Raw genomic sequence first — 20253 nt, 5'->3', positions numbered from 1 at the left:
GCACGTCCTAACCGAAGTTCTCGCGCCCGGGGACCGGTACGCCATGCCGTCGGCCCTGCCCCGTGGTTCGTGGCTCGATGACCGGGGACACCGCCAGGGAGAAGGAGTGACCCGCCGGATCGGCGAAGATGCGCTCCTCGTGAGGCCCGCGCCGGTTGTTGGTGTCGACCGGCCGGGCCCCGAGGCCGACCGCCTCCCGCTCCGCCTCGTCCAGGTCGTCGCGGGCGACCAGGATGCGCAGGTGCGACTGCTGGGAGTCCTCGGGCCGCGGCCAGCTCGGCGGGGCGTAGCCGTGGTCGCGGCGCATCGCCAGGTGCACTCCGTCGTGGCCGACGACCTCCACGAAGTCGGGATCGCTGCCGACGTGTACCTCCGCGCCGAACAACCCTGCGTAGAACTCCGCCAGTTCCATCGGTTCGGCGGCGTCGAGGACGAGAACGCTGGTCTTCTGGGTGGTCATGCACTGCGGCTACCCCCTGCCCCGTCCGGCATACGAGAGGTGTGGAGGACGGGGCGTCTTGAGTCGGCGTCGGACGGCCATTGGTCCACTCCACTGACGCGTCGCAGGCCCGGGGACCGTCGCCGCGAAACTCCGCGACACGCCCTCTGACGTGCAAATACCGGTCCGCGAGGCATGATTGACGGATCGTCCGTGAGCCGATACCCATGGGGCGTGTCCCGTCCCTCGGGCCCGTTCGCGTGTCACCCGTCACTGGAGGCCGCATTGCCAGGATCAGCTCCCGCACGTCCGAGAAGTGCCCGTCGCCGTGCGCTGACGGCAGGTGGCGCGGTGGCGTGTGCCGCCCTGCTGCTGCCGCTGCTGTCGGCGGGTCCGTCCGCGACCGCCGAACGCGCGCCGGCGGATTCGTTGCAGGGGACCTTCGCCGCCGCGGCAGCCGAGTACGGGGTGCCAAAGAGCGTGCTGCTCGGCGTCTCGTACCTGCAGTCCCGCTGGGACGCGCACGGCGGCGCGGCGAGTGTCACCGGCGGCTACGGTCCGATGCATCTGACGGACGCGCGGACCGCGATCGCCGAGGCGCCCCATCATTCGCACGGGGCCGAGGACGCCCGCGGGGACGATGCCCGCCCGGCCCGTTCCGTCGTCGAGGCGGCGCTGCCCGATCCCGGTGAACTGCCGCCGCGGCTGCGGACGCTGGAGCGTGCGGCCGAGGTGTCGGGCATCGACGCGGACCGGTTGCGTGACAGCGTCGCGGCCAATGTGCGGGGCGGTGCGGCCCTGCTCGCGCAGGCCCAGCGGGAGCTGGGCGGGCCGGCCGGCGCGGATCCCGAGGACTGGTACGGCGCCGTGGCGCGGTACTCCGGCGCGGACGACGTGGCGACGGCGACGACGTACGCGGACGATGTCTTCGACGTCATCCGCACGGGCCAGTCCCGTACGACGGACAGCGGTCAGCGGGTGGAGCTCGAGCCGGACCCGGCCGTGTCACCGGACCGGACGCAGGTGCGACGGCTCGGCCTGCGCACCGCCGACACCGGCCGCACGGAATGCCCGCCGACGGTGGCGTGCGAGTGGATCCCGGCCCCGTACGAGGAGTTCGGCGCCGGCGACTACGGCAACCACGACCAGGCGAACCGGCCGGCGTCCCAGTCGGTGGACTACATCGTCGTCCATGACACAGAGGCGTCCTGGGACACCACCTTGCAGCTGGTGCAGAACCCTCAGTACGTCTCGTGGCAGTACTCGCTGCGCTCGTCCGACGGGCACATCGCGCAGCATGTGCCGCTCGAGGACGTCGCCTGGCACGCCGGCAACTGGTTCGTCAACGCCAAGTCGGTGGGTCTGGAGCACGAGGGCTTCCTTGTCTCTCCCGACGCCTGGTACACCGAGGCGATGTACCGCACGTCGGCGCGCCTCGTGCGGTACCTGGCCAAGCGGTACGACATCCCGCTGGACCGGCAGCACATCCTCGGTCACGACAACGTCCCGGGTACGACGACGGCGACGATCCGCGGGATGCACACGGACCCGGGGCCGTACTGGGACTGGGCGCACTACTTCAAGCTGCTCGGCCGGCCGTTCACGCCGTCCGCCGGGCCGGACAGTTCCGTGGTCACGATCCGTCCCGAGTACACCCGGCACCAGCCGCTCTACACCGGCTGTGTGAAGGCCGGGGAGGCGTGCGCGCCGCACGGCTCCGGCGCGGTGCGGCTGCACACGGCGCCGAGCGAGAGCGCACCGCTGGTCAAGGACATCGGTCTGCGGCCCGGCGGGCAGGACTCGACGACCGGGGTGAACGACACGGGGGCGCGCGCCTCGACGGGTCAGCAGTACGCGGTGGCCGAGCGCCGGGGTGACTGGACGGCGATCTGGTACCTCGGCCAGAAGGCCTGGTTCCACGACCCGCGGACACAGCCGGTGGCGGTGGGTGCGCGGGAGCGGGTGCTGACGCCGAAGGACACTCTCGCCGAAGTGCCGGTGTACGGCAGGGCGTATCCCGAGGCCTCGGCCTATCCGGCCGGGGTTCCGGTGCAGGCGGTCTCACCGCTGCCGTACAAGCTGCTCGCGGGCCAGAAGTACGTGGTCGGCGACCGGGTCCCCGGGGAGTACCTGTACGCGACGACGTTCGACACGGCGGGCCACAAGGTGGTCCGGGGTGAAGAGATGTACTACGAGATCCAGTTCGGGCACCGGGTCGCCTTCGTGAAGGCGTCCGACGTGCGGGTGCTGAGCTAGGGCCCTTCGTCCGGGCCGCGACCGGCCCGGACGAAGGGCCCTGACGGGGTGGCGCCACCGGTCGTGGGGTCCGGTGGCACCACCCCGCACGCCATGTCGCTCATGTGACTATTTCCCGGGGCGAGTGGGCCGTACGGGCGAGGGGGTAGTCCTGGGCCGTCATGACCGTCCGCGCCTCGCGCGCGGCTGCTCTGAAAGGCCCTGGCGCACATGGCACAGCCCTTCGTACTGCCGGACTTCTACGTCCCGTATCCGGCCCGCCTCAATCCGCATGTCGAGGAGGCACGGCGGCACACCAGGAAATGGGCCCGGCGGATGGGGATGCTGGAGGGGTCCGGGATCTGGGAGGAGAGCGACCTCGAGGCCCACGACTACGCCCTGTTGTGCGCGTACACGCACCCGGACTGCGATGCTCAGGCCCTCGGTCTCGTCACCGACTGGTACGTGTGGGTGTTCTTCTTCGACGATCACTTCCTGGAGGTCTTCAAGCGCAGTCAGGACCTCGCCGGCGCCAAGGCGTATCTGGGCCGGCTGCCGGCCTTCATGCCGATGGACCTGTCCCAGGGGACACCGGAGCCGACGAACCCGGTCGAGGCGGGTCTCGCCGATCTCTGGGAGCGGACGGTGCCGAGCATGTCCCCCGCCTGGCGGGCCCGCTTCGCCGAGTCCACGAAGAACCTGCTCGACGAGTCGATGTGGGAGCTGGCCAACATCGACGCCGGCCGGGTCGCCAACCCGCTCGAGTACATCGAGATGCGCCGGAAGGTCGGCGGCGCCCCCTGGTCCGCCGGTCTGGTGGAGTACGCGGCCGGGGCGGAGGTGCCGGAACAGGTCGCCATGACGCGCCCGTTGCGGGTGCTGCGCGACTCCTTCTCCGACGCGGTGCACCTGCGCAACGACCTTTTCTCGTACCAGCGCGAGGTGGAGGACGAGGGCGAGAACAGCAACGGCGTGCTGGTGCTGGAGCGCTTCCTCGGCTGCACGACGCAGGAGGCGGCGGACGCGGTGAACGACCTGCTGACCTCGCGGGTCCAGCAGTTCGAGAACACCGCGCTCACCGAAGTGCCCGCGCTCTGTCTGGACAAGGGCCTCACCCCGCAGGAGTGCACCGCGATCGCCGCCTACACCAAGGGCCTTCAGGACTGGCAGTCCGGCGGTCACGAATGGCACATGCGCTCCAGCCGGTACATGAACGACGGCGTGGGCGAGGCGGTCGGACCGTCGTCCGTCGCCGGGGTGTGGGGGACGTCGGCGCTCGACATCCGGACGCTGTTCGGCCGCCCGGCGGCAGCACGGCTGCGCACGCTGACGCACCGGCCGCGGCAGGTGGGGCCCTCCCTGCTCCCCGACTTCGCCCTGCCGTTCCCCCTCACCCTCAGCCCTCACCTGGACGACGCCCGCAGGAAGTCGGTCGACTGGGCCGGGCGCATGGGCCTGCTGAACGACATCTGGGACGAGGCCAAGATCAAGGGTTTCGACCTGGCGCTCTGCGCTGCGGGGCTCGACCCCGACGCCACGCCGGAGGAGCTGGAGCTCAGCGCGGAGTGGCTGACCTGGGGGACGTACGGCGACGACTACTACCCGGTGGTCTTCGGAGCGCCCCGTGATCTCGCCGGGGCCAGGCTCTGCAACGACCGGCTGAAGGCCTGCATGCCGGTGGACGCCCCGGAGGCGGGCGCCGCCGTCGCGGTGGCCCCGATGGAGCGCAGTCTCGCCGATCTGTGGGCGCGTACCGCCGGGCCGATGTCGGCGGAGGCCCGCGGGTCCCTGCGCGCGGCCGTGGACGTCATGCTGGACAGCTGGCTGTGGGAGCTGCACAACCAGGCGCAGCACCGGGTCCCCGATCCGGTCGACTACATCGAGATGCGCCGTTTCACGTTCGGTTCGGACATGACCATGAGCCTGTGCAGGCTGCGCCACGAGGGCGAGTTGCCGGCCGAGCTGTACGCGAGCGGCCCGGTGCGCGCCCTGGAGAACGCGGCCATGGACTACGCCTGCCTGCTCAACGACCTGTTCTCGTACCAGAAGGAGGTCGAGTACGAGGGCGAGATCCACAACGCGGTACTGGTGGTGCAGACGTTCTTCGACTGCGACTACCCCACGGGTTTCGCGATGACGGCCGATCTCATGCACTCCCGGCTGGAGCAGTTCCTCCATGTGAAGGAGCATGAACTGCCCGTGGTGTGCGACGAGTTCGGTCTCGGCGAGAACGGCAGGGCGGCACTCGCCACGTATGTGCGCGAGCTCGAGGACTGGCTCGCCGGCATTCTCAACTGGCACCGGAGGGTGCGGCGTTACAAGGAGGAGGATCTGCGGGGCGGCGCTGCCCCGTGGCGGCTGGGTGCGCCGACGGGGCTCGGCACGTCCGCCGCCCGGATCTCGTTGCCGGCCCAGCGGTCGGCGATCAGGGTGTAGCGCTCACCGGCCGTGGCGTGGAGGACCCGCGCGCGACGAAACTGCCCGGGCGGGAGCCCGGGCAGCAGGTCGAAGAGGGGCCGGTCAGCGGGGCGGGCGGTCAGCCCTGCTGGAAGAGCTCCGCCGGCAGCGGCTTGAGCAGCGCGTAGAGATCATCGGTGATGGGCCGGTCCCAGCTGGCGATCGTGACGAGCACATTGTCGCTGCGGTCGAACTGGACGCAGGAGATGCGGCTTTCCGACAGCTTCAGCCGGCGCACGATCAGCAGGTTGTCCCCCTGCATGACCGGAGTGTCCTCGACGCCGGTGACATGGACCGGCTCGTCGTTCTCCAGAGCGATGAGGAGCTGGCCGACCTCGAAGGGGATCTCGCCCTCCTCCACCTCACGGGCGGGCGATCCCTCGGGCAGGTTGCCGATGATCATCGCGGGTCCGCGGCCGCCGAACAGGTCGTAGCGCAGGAAGACCCCCTGGCAGCTTCCGTCCGGCGCGGGCAGCAGGCCGGCGCCCAGATTTCCGGGCCAGTCGCCCGGGTCCATGGCCAGGACATCGAAGTCCGGGCCCGCGGGTGTGGCGGCGCTGCGGCGGCGGAGGAAGGACATACCCGCAATGGTACGGGTACGGACCGACCCGGCCGAGCCGGGGCGCGGGGGCGTTGAACGCCCCGGCCGCCGCTCCCGTATCCCTGTGCGCACCGGTGCCTGTGCGCGCCGATGCCTGTGAGGAGCAGCGTCCCGCGAGATTCCGTACCGACGTGAGGATCAGTCCATGAACGACCGCACCACTCCTCCCCTGCAAGCCCTTCCCGACGGCGAGGCGGAGCTACGGCTGGTGGTCCGCCTCCATTGGGAGGACGTCGCCGCGCTCGGGCAGGAAGCGGGGCGGCTGGCCGCCCAGATGCAGCGGCCCGTGAGCCTGGACGAGGCGGCCGGGCACCGGCTGCGCACCCGCTCCGCCGTCCACGCCAAGCCGGCGTCGGCATCCGCGTCCGGGTCCGCGCCGGCCGGGAGTGCGCCGCATCTGCCGCCGCCCACGTCCGTCTCCTCGCTCACCGCCCGTACACCGGGTGAGCACGCGCGGCAGGCCATCGAGAAGATCAACGGCACGACGGGTCTCGGCCGTGACGTGACACAGACGCCCGCGTGAGCCGTGCCGTCCTTCACCGTCCCGCGTGAGCCGTGCCGTCCTTCCCCCTCCTACGCCGACGGGAGCGGGCGGCACGGCGCCGCTCACCGGTCGAGGGTGCGGCACCCGCGTCGGTGGTCCGCGTCAGGTGAGGTCGAACTCGCCGTCCCTGGCGTTCAGCACGAAGGCACGCCACTCGGCCGGGGTGAAGATCAGCGACGGGTTCTCCGGGCGGCCGCCGTTACGCATCGCGATGAACCCTTCGACGAACGCGATCTGCACGTCCCCGGTCCCCTGCGTCCCAGATCGCCAGTCCGCGTTGCTCAGGTCCAGGTCCGGCTTCTCCCACCCCGAAAACTTGTGCGTGGTGGTAGTGGTGGTGCTCTCGGCCACGTCCCTGCTCCTCCCGCGTCGTCTCCGGGGCCAGCCTAGCGACGACGCCCCGTCACGGACAGGGTGCCGCACGTGACGGTCCGACCGGGTCCCGCCGCGCGTCAGGTGGCGGGCGGCTCTGCGCCGACCAGCCACATGGCGAAGAACTGCGCGCCGCCCCCGTACGCGTGCCCGAGCGCCTTGCGCGCGCCGTCGACCTGGTGTTCGCCCGCCTGTCCGCGCACCTGGAGCGCGGCCTCGGCGAAGCGGATCATGCCGGACGCACCGATGGGATTGGTCGACAGGACGCCGCCGGAGGGGTTGACCGGCAGTTCCCCGTCGAGTTCGGTCACGCCCGACTCGGTGAGCTTCCAGCCCTCGCCCTCGGCGGCGAAGCCCAGGTTCTCCAGCCACATCGGCTCGTACCAGGAGAACGGCACATACATCTCCACGGCGTCGATCTCGCGGCGCGGGTCACTCACGCCGGCCTGCCGGTAGACGTCCGCGGCGCAGTCCTTGCCGGCCTGCGGTGACACGAAGTCCTTCCCCGCGAACATGGTGGGTTCGCTGCGCATCGCCCCGCCGTGCACCCAGGCGGGCGGGTGGGGTGAACGGGCCGCGCCCGCCCGGCCGGTGAGGACCATCGCGCACGCGCCGTCGGAGGAGGGGCAGGTCTCCGAGTAGCGGATCGGGTCCCACAGCATCGGCGAGGCCTGGACCTTCGCCAGCGTGATGTCGTGCTCGTGGAGGTGCGCGTAGGGGTTCTTGAGCGCGTTGCGGCGGTCCTTGTACGCGACCAGGGACCCGACGGTGCCGGGCGCGCCGGTGCGGCGCATGTAGGCGCGTACGTGCGGGGCGAAGAAGCCGCCGGCGCCCGCGAGCAGCGGCTGCTGGAACGGGACGGGCAGCGACAGGCCCCACATCGCGTTCGACTCGGACTGCTTCTCGAACGCGAGCGTGAGCACGGTGGCGTGCACGCGTGCGGCCACCAGGTTGGCGGCGACGAGGGCGGTGGAGCCGCCGACGGAGCCCGCGGTGTGGACCCGGAGCATCGGCTTGCCCACCGCGCCGAGGGCGTCGGCGAGGTACAGCTCCGGCATCATCACGCCCTCGAAGAAGTCCGGGGCCTTGCCGATGACGACGGCGTCGATGTCGGCCCAGGTCAGTCCGGCGTCGTCGAGGGCCCGGCGGGCCGCCTCCCGGACGAGTCCGGCGATGGACACGTCCCGGCGGGCGGCGACGTGTTTCGTCTGGCCGATACCGACGACGGCCACGGGTTCAGCCGGCATGGGTTTCTCCTTCGAGGACGGCGACCAGGTTGTGCTGGAGGCAGGGGCCGGAGGTGGCGTGGGCGAGGGCCCGGTCGGAGTCGCCGCTGTGGATGCGGGAGGCGGCCTCGCCGATCCTGATGAGTCCGGCGGTCATCACGGGGTTGGCGGCGAGCGCTCCGCCGGACGGGTTGACCCTCACCCTGGCGTCGAGGTCGAGACTTCGGCGCAGTACGAGCTCCTGGGAGGTGAAGGGCGCGTGCAGTTCCGCTGTGTCGACGGGCCTCTCGAACAGGCCCGCGCGTTCCGCGGCGAGCCGGGTGGAGGGTGAGCGGGTGAGGTCGCGCACGCCGAGGCCGTGTGCCTCGATGCGGTGATCCATGCCGCGTATCCAGGCGGGCCGTTCGCACAGGTCGCGGGCCCGTTCGCCGGCGGCCAGGACGACGGCGGCCGCGCCGTCGCCGACCGGCGGGCAGTCGGAGACCCTCAGCGGCCGGACGAGGTGGTCGCGGCGCGGGACCTCTCCCTGGAGTTGAGCGTGCGGGTTGTCGGCGGCGTCCCGCCGGCTGCGGGCCGCGACAGCGGCGAGTTCCGCCTCATCGGCCTCCCCGGCGTCGATCAGCGCCTGTGCCTGCAGGGCGGCGAGGGCCACCGAGTCGGGCCAGAGCGGGGCCGTGTAATAGGGATCGAGCTGACGGGTGAGCACATCGCGGAGCTCGCCGGGCGACGACTTTCCGTACGCGTAGACCAGCGCCGTGTCGCACTCGCCGGTGAGCAGCTTCACCCACGCCTCGTACAGCGCCCAGGCGCCGTCCGTCTCGACATGGGACTCGCTGATCGGGGGCCAGGCGCCGACGCCGTCGAGCGCCATGGTGAACGAGAACGCCCGTCCGGCGAGGTAGTCGCTGGATCCGGAGCAGGTGAAGCCGATGTCCCCGGTGCGCAGCCCGGTCCTCGAGAGGACCTCGTGGAGGACCGGCATCAGCATCTCCACCTCGGACGTCTCGTCGGTGCGGCGCCTGTGGCGGGTCTGGGCGAAGGCGACGACGGCGATGTCCCTGCCGTGCCGGGCACGGCTCGTCGTACCGCGGCCGGCGGGGCTGGTCACAGCAGCTCCTTGTAGGTGTCGTAGTCGGCGTCCGGTTCGCCGGACGGCCGGTAGTGGTCGGGGTGGCGGGAGCCCTCCCGCCACACGGGTTCGACGCGCAGTCCCATCCGCACCTCGTCGTAGGGGATGCCGCCGATGCGTCCGTGCAGGGCGAGGCCGGCGCCGTCGAGGGCGATGTGGGCGTAGACGTAGGGCACCTCGATGTCCAGGCCCTTCGCCTTGATGTTGACGATGCAGAAGGTGGTGACCGTGCCGCGGGGACCGACCTCGACCTGTTCCTCGGTGGCGACTCCGCAGGTGGGGCAGGCGCCGCGGGGCGGGACGTAGACCTTCCGGCAGGACGGGCAGCGTTCGCCGACGGTTCTGCGCCCGTCGAGCGCGGCGAGGTGGCGGCTCTGGGCGCGGCCGGGCGTGAAGGTGTAGTCGAGCCTGGCCGGGGCGACGATGCCGGTGACGGGTTCGGGGAAGCTGCCGCTGTGGGCGCGGGGCGGGCCTGCGGGCTCTCCTTCGTACGGTTCGAAGCAGGCGATGTCGGTGATCGCTCCGGTGCGTTCTGCGGCCCATCGGACGCGTACGCGCATCCCGGTGCGCACGGCGTCGGGGCCCAGGGCGTCGAGGACGTGCAGCAGGGAGGTGTCCGCGCCGTCGAGGCGGACGAGCACCCAGGCGAAGGGGGTGGCGAGGGGCTGACGGGGCCGCGGGTGTTCGTTCCAGGCCCAGGTGGTGACCGTGCCGGTCGCGCCGACCTCGACAAGGTCGCGGATCTCCTCGGCGGTGACGGGGTCGTACTCGACGGGCGGTACGAGGACCCGGCCGTCGACGGTGCGTACGCCGAGCACCGTTCGTTCGCGCAGGCCGGTCAGGAAGGCGCTCTGGACGGGGCCGAGGGACCGGGTGAAGGGGAACTCGACGACGAACGGAGCACGCAGCACGGGGGGCACGGGGCTCTCCTCTCAGGCGCGCCGGTAGACGGGGTCGCGCTTCTCGGCGAAGGCGAGGGCGCCTTCCTTGGCGTCGGCCGTCTCGAAGATCGGCCGCCCGCGCTCCAGTTCGGCGGCGAGCCCTTCGGCCTCCGTCATCTCGGCCGTCTCGTACACGGCCGCCTTGACCGCCTCCACGGCGAGCGGGCCGCAGGCGTTGATCCGTTCGGCGATGCCGAGCGCGGTGTCGAGGGCGGCACCGTCGGGGACGACGCGGCCGACGAGGCCGATGCGTTCGGCCTCGTCGGCGGTGTAGGGGCGGCCGGTGAGCAGCATCTCCAGGGCGTGGGTGCGTGGGATCTGCCGCGGCAGCCGGACGGTCGAGCCGCCGATCGGGAAGAGGCCACGCCGGACCTCGAAGAGCCCGAAGGTGGCGCCCCGTCCCGCGACCCTGATGTCGGTGCCCTGGAGGATCTCGGTGCCGCCGGCGACGCAGTACCCCTCGACGGCGGCGACGACCGGCTTCCTCGGCCGGTGATGGCGGAGCATGGCCTTCCAGTGCAGGTCGGGGTCGGCCTTCATCCGGTCGCGGTAGTGCTCGCCCGCCATGCCGCCGCCTGCCGCGAGTGCTTTGAGGTCCATGCCGGCGCAGAAGGAGCCGCCGGATCCGGTGATCACCACGGAGCGGACGGTGTCGTCGGCGTCTGCCGCGAGCCAAGCGTCGTACAGGCCGACCAGCATCGCGAGCGAGAGGGCGTTCTTCGCCTCCGGCCTGTTCAGGGTGAGGATCAGCGTGGCGCCCTCGCGTTCCACGGTGAGGTGTTCGGTGCCCGTGCCGCCGCTGTGCCGTGCCATGCGCAACCTCCCGTCGCGGATCCGTCACGGGACCGGTCACCGGACCCGTCTGCGGATCTGGAACAGGTTGCAGTAGGTGGGCTGCCAGTTCAATAGTTTTCTGACAGTCAGTCAGATTTCCTTGCCGATGCCCCTTCCCAGTTGTGCGGACCGGCGCTCTAATGACGGCCGAGCCGCAGCGCACCGGGTTCACGTCGCGATGTCCCGCCGGGGTCAGGAGGAGCGGTGGAGTACAACCTTGCCGACCTGTTCGAATCGGTGGTCGACGCCGTGCCCGACCGCGAGGCACTCGTGTACGTCGATCACCCAGGCACCGGCGAGGAGCGCCGGCTCACCTACGCGGAACTCGACGCGGCGGCCAACCGTGTCGCCCACCATCTGCTCGAGGCGGGCGTCGCCCCGGGCGAGCACCTGGGCATGCATCTCTACAACGGGGTCGAGTACCTCCAGACCGTACTGGGCTGCCTCAAGGCCCGGATCGTGCCCGTGAACGTCAACTACCGATACGTGGCCGACGAGTTGGTCCATCTCTACCGTGATGCCGACCTCGCCGCGCTCGTCTTCGACGCGGAGTTCACCGAACGGGTGGCCGCCGCCCTGCCCCGCACCGAGAAACTGCGGCACCTCGTGCGCGTCGGCGTGCCACCGGACGGAGCGCCGCCCCTCGACGCCGTGGCGTTCACCGATGCCGAAGCCGCCGCATCCCCGCTGCGGGGCTTCGCCCGGCGATCCGCCGACGACCTGTTCATCATCTACACCGGCGGGACGACGGGCATGCCCAAGGGCGTGATGTGGCGTCAGGAGGATCTGTTCTTCGCCGGACTCGGCGGCGGGGCCCCGACCGGCGAGCCCGTGTCCAGGCCGGAGGAACTGGCCGAGCGGGTGGCCGCCGGCGGCGACGGGATCACCTTCTTCCCCACTCCCCCACTGATGCACGGCACGTCGACGCTCACCGCCTTCATCGGCTTCAATTTCGGGCAGCGGATCGTCATCCACCGCAAGTTCGTGCCGCACGAGGTGCTGCGCACCATCGAGCGGGAGCGGGTCACCAGCGTGTCGCTGGTCGGCGACGCGATGCTGCGGCCACTGATCGACGCGCTGAACGGGCCGCTGAAGGGGTGCGACCTGTCGTCCGTGTTCAGCGTCTCCAGCTCCGGGGCGATCATGTCGGACACCGTGCGCGAGCAGTTCACCGCGCTGGCCCCCGGCGTCCTGCTGCTGAACAACTTCGGCTCCTCCGAGTCCGGCTTCAACGGCACCGCGACGGACGACTCGGGTCCGGCGACCGGCTTCCGGCTGCGCGTCAACGCCCGTACGGCGGTGGTCGATCCGGTCACCTACGAGCCGGTGCCGCCGGGCGGGACGGGGCGGGTCGCCCAGCGCGGACACGTACCGCTCGGCTACTACAAGGATCCGGCGAAGTCCAAGGAGACCTTCTTCCGGCGCGGCGGCGAACGGTGGGTGCTCCTCGGCGACATGGCGACCGTGGACGACGAGGGCATCGTCACGGTCCTCGGCCGGGGCTCCCAGTGCATCAACACGGGTGGGGAGAAGGTGTACCCCGAGGAGGTCGAGCAGGCTCTCAAGTCCCATCCGGACGTGTACGACGCGCTGGTCGCCGGCGTCCCGGACCACCGGTGGGGCAACCGCGTGACGGCCGTGGTCCAGCTCCGCGAGGGCGTCGCCGCACCGACACTGGCCGCCATCCAGTCCCACTGCCGTACCCGGCTGGCCGGCTACAAGATCCCCAGGCGGCTGGTGATAGCCCCCGAGATCCAGCGCTCGCCGAGCGGCAAGGCGGACTACCGCTGGGCGCGGGCGGTCGCCGCCGAGGCGGCGGCGGACGGGGACGGCCCCGCCGGGGCCGGTTCCTGACGCCCGCCCGCGCCCCGCGCCCCGGAGGCCCAACGGCCAGTAGGAACACGCCCTTTCGCCGCCGATACCATGCCTGGATGATCAACTCATCGGCGGACCTAGACGACGCGGGCGTCGCGACAGCGGCTGCCCGGGCCGGCGCGGAGGTCGTGCGCGCCATGTACGGGCGCAGGCTCACCCGCATCGACAAGGGCGCCGGGGACTTCGCCACCGCCGCCGACGTGGAGGCCGAGAAGACGATCCTCGGCGTCATCCGTGCCGCCCGGCCCGACGACGCCGTCCTCGGCGAGGAGGGCGGGCAGCAGGGTGCCGCGGAGGCAGCACGCCAGTGGCTGGTCGATCCGTTGTGCGGCACGCTGAACTACGCCGTGGGCAACATGGCGGTCGCCGTCAACGTGGCGCTGCGCGACGGGGCGGCGGCGGTGGCCGACCCCTTCTCCGGTGAGGTCTTCTTCACCGACGGCGAGAGCGCCTGGGTGCGGTACGACGGTACCGATGTGCGGCTGGCGCCCACGTCCGCCACCCGCCTCGTGGACGTCAACCTGGACCCGCCGTTCCCCGGCGCGCCCGGCTTCCGCGCTGTCGAGCTGCTCGCGGATCCCCGGTTCGTCGAGTCGTTCCGTCCACGCGTCGTGTCCACGACGCTGGCGCTCGCCTGGGTCGCCGCCGGCAAGCGCGCGGCATACGTCACCGACGGCGGCGACCTGTCCGGGAGCGTGCATTTCGCCGCCGGTATCGCTTTGTGCCGGGCGGCCGGCTGTGTGGTCACGGGGATCGACGGCGCCCCGGTCGGGGCGGCGGGACGCGGCCTCGTCGTGGCCGCCGACCGTGGGACCCATCAACAGCTGATGTCGATGATCCTCGGCTGAAGCAGGCTGGACCAGGGCGCCTCGCGCCGCGTCCCCGGCATCACGTCGACCACGTGGAAGGGACGCGCGGGTCGGGGAAGTAGGCGCAGTAGGTCCCCGTCCGGACGGTGCGGTCGAGATGGTCGCCGAGCGGTGGGCAGGCGCCGCGAAGGTGGCCGATGGCCTTGCGCAGGGCCTGGGTCACCGCGGCCCGGGCCCGCTCCGACGCCGCGCCGGCGCGGCGATCGCGTCCGCCGAGCCCGACCGCCCTGGCGAGTTCGCCGATCAGGAAATCGCGTTCGAACTCGGCCTGTCCCTGCCTGGCCAGGTCGTTGTCGCGCCGGGCCTCCGCGATGTCGTCCTCGATCTCGGTGAGCCGGCGCCGATACATCCGCTTGGCACGGTCGTCGAGGAGAGGACCGGCGTCGCCGGCGCGGAGAAGCCTGCCTGTGGCCGTGGGGTCGTCGCTGTCGGCGGCGACGAGGTCGAGGACGTGGAACTCCCTGCCCGGCGCGGCGAGCAGCCGGGCGAGGTGGTGCATGCCTTTGCTGTCGCGGACGGTCGCGCGCCTGCCGTCGAAGACGACCGTCCAGTAGTCGGCCTGCCGGACGAAGGTGTTCGGCTCGGTCGTGGCCGGTCGTGAAGGGCCGACCGGGCCGGGCGTACGCCCGGCGATCCTTTCGAACGCGGCATGCGCCGCTTCCTTCTCCAGCAGCGCGGTCCGGGTCCGGCCCAGGTCGTGCTGCGCCTCCGCGAGGCGAAGCCGGCACTCTGCCGTCTCGTAGGGCGCGCCGATCTCGCTCCACGCGCGGACGGCGTCGGCGAACAGTGCCGAGGCTCCGGCCGCGTCACCTTCCACCAGGAGAACCTCGCCCCGTGCCTGCAGTGCCGACGCGCCGAGCGCGTTGCTGGCGAAGCGGACCGCCACTTCGTCGAGCTCGTGGGCCGCGGCCCGGGCCGTCTCCAGGTCGGCGCGCTCAGTGGCGATCTTGACCTGCGCGGACAGCAGCGGCGCACGGCGCAGGCCGGTGGCAGGGGGAAGCTCCTTCGACGGAACGGGCAGCGGTCGCGTCAGCGCCTCGCGGATCGTGGCGGCCGCCGTATCGGCGTCGCCGTGGGCGAGCCTGACGAGCGAAAGACCTGGCTCGGCCTCCCACCCGAGGCGATGGGCGGCGAGCAGCGCCTCCTCGGCGCCGGTCATGTCGCCGCGCCGCAGCCGGATCCGGCCCAGCTCCGTGAGCGGCCAGCCCAGCTCTCGCCGGACGTAGGGGCGCAGCTCGTCGCAGGCGAGCAGCACCTGCTGCTCGGCGTCCGCACACCGGCCCCGCAGGCGCAGGATCTCGGCCCGATGGACCCGGCAGCGACCGTGCAGGCTGCCGATCGCGTTCGTACGCGCCCACCGCTCCATCGCCTCGGTCCACTGCTCGGCCAGGTCGTACTGGGCCAGGCCCTGCAGCGCACACACCAGCTCGCAGTAGACGACCCCGGTCGAGAGGGGGTCGAGGTCTCCCGCCATGGCCGCCGCGCCGGCGTCGTCGAGGAGTGCCAGCCCTCGCTCGACGTCGCCGTCGAGGATCACCAGCCGCGCCTGGGCCACACGCCCGACCGCCGCTGCCGCCGGATCGGTGTGCGAGCCGGTTTCGACCGCACGCCCGGCCCAGTGCCGAGCGGCGGCGAGGTCGCCGCTGAGGAGACGCTCGAAGGTGCTCACCACCGCGAACCAGGCGTGCGCGGGAGTCGCCGACCCGGGGTCGAGGAGGCGTTCGGCGCGGCGGAGCCACCCTCGCACCGGTGCCATGAGCGCGGTGTCGAACAACAGGTGCATGGCCACCCGGACGGCCGCCCCGGCCGCTCCGTTGTCCTCGCCCAGCCCGGCGAGCTCGCCGTGGAGCCGTTCCCACGTCTCGATCGCGACGTCGAGATGCCCCGCGGCATACGCGACGGCGGCGAGATCGGCGAGCTCCGCCGGGCCGAGCTCGCCCGCCTCCCGGGCCGCGCAGTAGGCGTCGTAGGCGTCCGTCCACGCGCCACGGCCCGTGGCGTCCCTGGCCCGTTCCAGCGCGGCCCCACGGCCGGTGGCATCGGTCACGAACACGTTCCTTCGGTCCCGGAGGTGAGGCGGTTACGGCCGTAACCGCCTCGCTTACGCCTCATTGATCAGCAATGACCGTCGAGGAGGACATCATGGACACCATCACGGTGAACGGCATCCAGGTGGAGTACGAGGTCCGCGGTGCGGGCGAACCGGTCCTGCTCGTCAGCCCGGTCCTCGCCGACGGCTTCCTCCCGCTCCTCGCCGAACCGGCCCTCAGCGGGCGCCACCGGCTCGTCCGGTACCACAAGCGGGGGTGGGGCGGCAGCACCCGCACTCCGGGCCCGGTCTCCGTCGCCGACCATGCCGCCGACGCCCTCGCCCTGCTCGACGGCCTCGGCATCACGCGCGCCCACGTGGCGGGGCACTCGAGCGGCGCGGCGGTGGCCGCGCAGCTCGCCCAGGACCACCCCGACCGTGTCGCCACGGTCGCTCTGCTGGAACTCTCCCTGCTGTCGGTACCCGCCGGCGGGGCGTTCCTCGCGCAAGCGGCACCGGCGTTCGACGCGTACGCCGACGGGGAGGCGGAACGAGCCCTGGGGATCTTCATGTCCGTCGTCAGCGGGATGGACTGGGAGCGCTGCCGGACGTTGCTGGAGGCACGCGTACCGGGCAGCGTCACGCAGACGGTCAAGGACGCCGGCACCTTCTTCGGGGTGGAGCTTCCCGCCCTGGCCGAGTGGCGGTTCGGCCCTGAGCACGCCGCGGCGGTCCGGCAGCCGGTGCTGTCCGTGCTCGGCGGCGACACCATCCGCCTGTGGGTCGAAGTCGCCGAGTTCCTGCGCTCGACGGTGCCCGACCTGGAGGAGCGCGTCATCGACGGCGTGGGTCATCTCCTCCACCTCGAACAGCCCCGGCCTGTCGCCGAAGCCCTGGCCGGGTTCTTCGCCCGTCACCCGATCAGGTCCTGACCGTCCCCCGGTCACCGTCCTCGTCGGGCTCCGCGCCCGGCAGGATGCTCTCGCCGTCGAAGACGCCGAGCCGCTCCTGGTACAGCTCGAGCGGCACGCCGTTGGGGTCCCGGATGTAGAGGCTGTCCTCGACGCCACGGTCGGGGCCCAGGTACTCGACGCCCGCCGCGTCCAGCGCCTTGCGGGCGGCGGAGAACTGCCGCGCGTCGACGGAGAGCGCCAGGTGCTGGACCCCGCCGACGGTCTCGGTGGCCGGCGGGTGGTCGTGGCCGGGGAAGTCGAAGAAGCCCAGCAGGTTGTTGTTGCCGATGTCGAAGAAGAAGTGGGTGGAGCCGCGGTAGTCGCGGTTCTCCACGATCTCCACGAGGGGGAACCCGAGGAACTCCTGGTAGAAGCGGACGGTCTCCTCCACGTCACGGCAGATGAAGGCCACATGGTGGACGCCGTTCGCCGTGGTCGCGGGCCGGTCGCCCGCTTCCCGCAGGTAACGGCGTCGCACCTCCTCGCGACGGGCGCGCACGGCCTCCAGTTCGGCTCCCTCTGGCTGAGGCATCGCGGACTCCTTCACCTGTGGTTGATTGCGGGATTCAACTTCCCGTTCCCGCAATCTTCCCCGCAACCGCCCACGAAGTGCTTCCCCAGAGGGCAGCGGCGGCCGCAATCGTCCGGATGCACCAGTGCGGCGCACCGCGACGCGGCAGGTCAGAGGCCGAACTCCTTCAGGGCCTTCAGGAAGTCCTCCGGGCGGCTCTCGTGCACCAGGTGTCCCGCGTCGATGGTCACGAACCGCCCGCCCGGGATCCGGCCGGCCAGCTCGGCGAGCCGGTCCTGCGGCACATGGCTCGTCGGACCGCCGCCGATCACCAGGGTCGGGCAGGTGATCTCCGTCAGCTCCTGCCACCAGGCCGGGTCGGGCTCGTTGAGTTCGCGGTCGGTGTCCGGCACGACCGGCCAGTCGAAGCCGAGCGGTTCCTCGCCCCGCACCGCGGGCGGCCGGGGCGGGTCGAGCGGAAGCAGCGGCGGGGCGTCCTCGACGACCAGCCGGGCCACCAGTTCCGGCCGCCGCTGGGCGAGGAGCAGCGCGGCGGCGCCGCCCATGGAGTGAGCGACGATGTCGGCGGGCCCCAGCCCGAGGGCGGTGACGAACAGGCTCAGGTCGTCCCTGAAGGTCTCGAATCCGTAGCTGCCGGGCCAGTCGCTCAGACCGTGGCCCCGGAAGTCGGGGGCGTAGACGCGGCGGGAGACGGCGAGTTCCCGGGCCACATGCGTCCAGTGGGTGCTGTCGCCGCCCCGCCCGTGGGCGAGGACGACGGGCGGGGCGTCCTCCCTGCCCCACACGCGGTAGGCGAGCGTGACGCCCTGTGCCGTCACACTGTGGACCGCGGGATCGAGGAAGGCGGCGACGGTGCGCGTGAAGGCGCCGGGGTCGTCGAGCCAGGGATAGTGGCCGGCGCCGGGCTGGACGACGGTACGGGCCGCCGGGAACAGTGCGGCGAGCTCGGGCGGCCCTCTCCGGGCGCGGGTCGCCGTCGAGCTCTCCGGCGAGCACGAGCACCGGGGCGTCGACGCCCGCCGGCGCGGCCCTGGTCGCCGCCGGGTCGAATGCTCCGTCGGCGCAGAAGGCACGCGCTGCCGCCGGATCGCGCTGCTCGTCCTCCTCGGCGGCGTGGGCCCGGGCCGCCTCGTCCCAGCGGCCGTCCATGAACGGTCTGACCGCCTCCCCCACCTCGCGCGGGTCGCGCCCGGCCGCGATCTCGTCCGGCGCCGCGCTCCCCGCGGCGTACCGGGGCTCGCCGGAGCGCAGGCCGGCGGCCTCGCGCCAGTCACCGTCGGTGAGGGGGATGCCCACGGCGCGTGTGCCGGGGGTGACCAGTGTCAGGGAACGGACCCGGTGCGGCCGGCCCGCGGCGTACATCACGGCGAGGTTGCCCGCCGCGGAGTGGGCGAGGACGTCGATGCGGTCGAGTCCGAGGTGTTCGCGCAGGGCTTCCACGTCGTCGACCTGCCGGTCGCAGCGGTAGGTGGCGGTGTCGGCGGGCGTCGCGGACCCGCCGGTGCCCCGTGCTTCGAGCACGATCAGCCGCCGGTACCGGGACAGCCCGCCGAGGTCGCCCAGGTAGGCGGAGGCGCGCCCGGGCCCGCCCGGCAGGCAGATCAGCGGCTCGCCCTCCCCCTCGGACCGGTAGGACAGTTCGGTGCCGTCGTACGTCAGGAAGATCGCCATGCGGGGATCCTCGACGGTGGCCCGGCGGACCGCAACGGGCTTCCTCCGCACGGCCCGGCGGCGAGGTCCTCGGCCGATGCCTTGACGGGTGGCGCCGAAGACTGAATTACTGACCCCGAACGAGGCGACCGAATGGTCGGTAGTCCGATTCGGGACGGGAGTGTGCGGATGACGGATCTGCTGGACGCGGCGGAACGGCTCGGTCGCGAGGAGCTCGAGGCCCTGCAGCTGGAGCGACTGCGCTCCACCCTGCGCCACGCCTACGACAATGTCGCCTTCTACCGCGAGGCCTTCGACAAGGCCGGGCTCCGGCCGGAGGACTGCCGTACGCTCGCCGACCTCGCCCGGTTCCCGTTCACGACGAAGGCCGATCTGCGCGACCACTACCCGTTCGGGATGTTCGCGGTCGACGAGTCGCAGGTGCGCCGGATCCACGCCTCCAGCGGTACGACGGGCCGGCCCACCGTCGTCGGCTACACCCAGCGGGACCTGGACACCTGGGCCGACATCGTGGCGCGCTCGCTGCGCGCCGCCGGCGCCCGCCCCGGCCACAAGGTCCATGTGGCCTACGGGTACGGCCTGTTCACCGGCGGTCTCGGCGCGCACTACGGCGCGGAGCGGCTCGGCTGCACGGTCATCCCCGCCTCCGGCGGCATGACGGCCCGTCAGGTCCAGCTGATCAACGACTTCCGGCCCGAGATCATCATGGTCACCCCGTCGTACATGCTGACGCTCCTCGACGAGTTCGAGCGCCAGGGCGTCGATCCGCGGTCGACGTCACTGAAGGTGGGGGTCTTCGGCGCCGAGCCGTGGACCCAGGAGATGCGCCGCGAGATCGAGGAGCGGTTCGCGATCGACGCGGTCGACATATACGGGCTGTCGGAGGTCATGGGTCCCGGCGTGGCACAGGAGTGCCTGGAGACCAAGGACGGCCTGCACATCTGGGAGGACCACTTCTACCCCGAGATCGTCGACCCGTTCACCGGCGAGGTGCTGCCGGACGGGGAGGAGGGCGAGCTGGTGTTCACCTCGCTCACCAAGGAGGCGATGCCTGTGATCCGCTACCGCACGCGGGACCTGACACGTCTGCTGCCGGGCACGGCACGCGTCTTCCGGCGCATGGAGAAGATCACCGGGCGCAGCGACGACATGGTGATCCTGCGCGGGGTGAACCTCTTCCCCACCCAGATCGAGGAGATCGTCCTGCGGACGCCGCACATCGCGCCGCACTTCCAGCTCCGGCTCACCAGGGAGGGCCGCCTCGACGCGCTGACCGTGCTCGCGGAGGCGCGGCCGGGGGCGACCGCCGACCAGCGGGCGGCGGCCGCGCAGTGTGTGGCGGCGGCGGTCAAGGACGGGATCGGGGTGTCCGTCGCCGTCGAAGTGGTGGAACCGGAGACGCTCGAGCGTTCGGTGGGCAAGATCAAGCGGATCGTGGACCTCAGGAACGCCTGAGGTCACGGCGGCGGTCGGGTCCCGCGGCGCAGGCAGGACGGCGCAGGCGGGACGGGGGGCGCAAGCGGGACCGGCGCCGCACAGGCGGGAC

16 protein-coding genes and 1 pseudogene are annotated in these 20253 nt (G+C 72.0%); 7 read left to right on the top strand and 10 right to left on the bottom strand.

Annotated features, from left to right (window positions below):
• Nucleotides 1–7: 7 nt before the first annotated feature.
• Nucleotides 8–460, bottom strand: a complete 453-nt coding sequence (locus SPRI_RS34555; RefSeq protein WP_005321407.1) for a VOC family protein — start codon at nucleotides 458–460, stop codon at nucleotides 8–10.
• Nucleotides 461–772: 312 nt separating this feature from the next.
• Here SPRI_RS34555 and SPRI_RS34550 point away from each other — a divergent pair, with 312 nt between their 5' ends.
• On the top strand, nucleotides 773–2695 hold the full coding sequence (locus SPRI_RS34550) for an N-acetylmuramoyl-L-alanine amidase (protein WP_005321405.1): 1923 nt from the start codon (nucleotides 773–775) through the stop codon (nucleotides 2693–2695).
• Nucleotides 2696–2905: 210 nt separating this feature from the next.
• Entirely contained in the window at nucleotides 2906–5110 is a 2205-nt protein-coding gene (locus SPRI_RS34545) for a terpene synthase family protein (protein ID WP_005321403.1), read from the top strand.
• 100 nt (nucleotides 5111–5210) lie between these two features.
• Here SPRI_RS34545 and SPRI_RS34540 read toward each other — a convergent pair whose 3' ends face one another.
• Complete coding sequence (locus tag SPRI_RS34540) at nucleotides 5211–5711, bottom strand: glycosyltransferase family protein (protein ID WP_005321401.1); 501 nt, start codon at nucleotides 5709–5711, stop codon at nucleotides 5211–5213.
• A 166-nt stretch (nucleotides 5712–5877) separates the two neighbouring features.
• Between SPRI_RS34540 and SPRI_RS34535 the strand changes: the two genes are divergently transcribed.
• Entirely contained in the window at nucleotides 5878–6255 is a 378-nt protein-coding gene (locus SPRI_RS34535; RefSeq protein WP_005321399.1) for a hypothetical protein, read from the top strand.
• Between the two features lie 123 nt (nucleotides 6256–6378).
• Here SPRI_RS34535 and SPRI_RS34530 read toward each other — a convergent pair whose 3' ends face one another.
• From SPRI_RS34530 to SPRI_RS34510, 5 genes are all read right to left on the bottom strand, one after another.
• On the bottom strand, nucleotides 6379–6627 hold the full coding sequence (locus SPRI_RS34530) for a DUF397 domain-containing protein (RefSeq protein ID WP_005321397.1): 249 nt from the start codon (nucleotides 6625–6627) through the stop codon (nucleotides 6379–6381).
• Nucleotides 6628–6728: 101 nt separating this feature from the next.
• Nucleotides 6729–7895, bottom strand: a complete 1167-nt coding sequence (locus tag SPRI_RS34525; RefSeq protein ID WP_005321394.1) for a thiolase domain-containing protein — start codon at nucleotides 7893–7895, stop codon at nucleotides 6729–6731.
• Entirely contained in the window at nucleotides 7885–8982 is a 1098-nt protein-coding gene (locus SPRI_RS34520; RefSeq protein ID WP_005321391.1) for a thiolase domain-containing protein, read from the bottom strand. The genes SPRI_RS34525 and SPRI_RS34520 overlap by 11 nt, the downstream gene beginning before the upstream one ends.
• On the bottom strand, nucleotides 8979–9923 hold the full coding sequence (locus tag SPRI_RS34515; protein WP_005321388.1) for a Zn-ribbon domain-containing OB-fold protein: 945 nt from the start codon (nucleotides 9921–9923) through the stop codon (nucleotides 8979–8981). Before SPRI_RS34515 ends, SPRI_RS34520 begins: the two co-directional genes overlap by 4 nt.
• A 12-nt stretch (nucleotides 9924–9935) precedes the next feature.
• Nucleotides 9936–10757 carry a crotonase/enoyl-CoA hydratase family protein gene (locus SPRI_RS34510; protein ID WP_005321384.1) on the bottom strand — a complete coding sequence of 274 codons (822 nt, stop codon included), beginning with the start codon at nucleotides 10755–10757 and terminating at the stop codon, nucleotides 9936–9938.
• Between the two features lie 225 nt (nucleotides 10758–10982).
• On the opposite strand from SPRI_RS34510, the gene SPRI_RS34505 reads away from it, so the two are divergent.
• A complete protein-coding gene (locus SPRI_RS34505; RefSeq protein ID WP_053557657.1) occupies nucleotides 10983–12632 on the top strand; it encodes an acyl-CoA synthetase in 1650 nt (549 codons plus the stop codon).
• Between the two features lie 77 nt (nucleotides 12633–12709).
• Complete coding sequence (locus SPRI_RS34500; protein ID WP_005321374.1) at nucleotides 12710–13501, top strand: inositol monophosphatase family protein; 792 nt, start codon at nucleotides 12710–12712, stop codon at nucleotides 13499–13501.
• Nucleotides 13502–13541: 40 nt separating this feature from the next.
• On the opposite strand, the gene SPRI_RS34495 is transcribed toward SPRI_RS34500, so the two are convergent.
• Nucleotides 13542–15569 (bottom strand): tetratricopeptide repeat protein, encoded by a 2028-nt coding sequence (locus SPRI_RS34495; protein ID WP_158685243.1) that lies wholly within the window; start codon nucleotides 15567–15569, stop codon nucleotides 13542–13544.
• A gap of 95 nt (nucleotides 15570–15664) precedes the next feature.
• On the opposite strand from SPRI_RS34495, the gene SPRI_RS34490 reads away from it, so the two are divergent.
• On the top strand, nucleotides 15665–16483 hold the full coding sequence (locus tag SPRI_RS34490) for an alpha/beta fold hydrolase (protein ID WP_106428579.1): 819 nt from the start codon (nucleotides 15665–15667) through the stop codon (nucleotides 16481–16483).
• On the opposite strand, the gene SPRI_RS34485 is transcribed toward SPRI_RS34490, so the two are convergent.
• Nucleotides 16473–17036, bottom strand: a complete 564-nt coding sequence (locus SPRI_RS34485) for a VOC family protein (RefSeq protein WP_050791637.1) — start codon at nucleotides 17034–17036, stop codon at nucleotides 16473–16475. The genes SPRI_RS34490 and SPRI_RS34485 overlap by 11 nt on opposite strands.
• Before the next feature lie 149 nt (nucleotides 17037–17185).
• Nucleotides 17186–18707: pseudogene (locus tag SPRI_RS34480) on the bottom strand (alpha/beta fold hydrolase).
• Between the two features lie 168 nt (nucleotides 18708–18875).
• Between SPRI_RS34480 and paaK the strand changes: the two are divergent.
• Complete coding sequence (gene paaK, locus SPRI_RS34475) at nucleotides 18876–20162, top strand: phenylacetate--CoA ligase PaaK (RefSeq protein ID WP_037775534.1); 1287 nt, start codon at nucleotides 18876–18878, stop codon at nucleotides 20160–20162.
• The last annotated feature ends 91 nt before the right edge of the window (nucleotides 20163–20253 follow it).

The organism is Streptomyces pristinaespiralis (genome assembly GCF_001278075.1).
Classification (GTDB): Bacteria; Actinomycetota; Actinomycetes; order Streptomycetales; family Streptomycetaceae; genus Streptomyces; species Streptomyces pristinaespiralis.
This window is presented reverse-complemented; position numbering and strand designations above follow the sequence as displayed.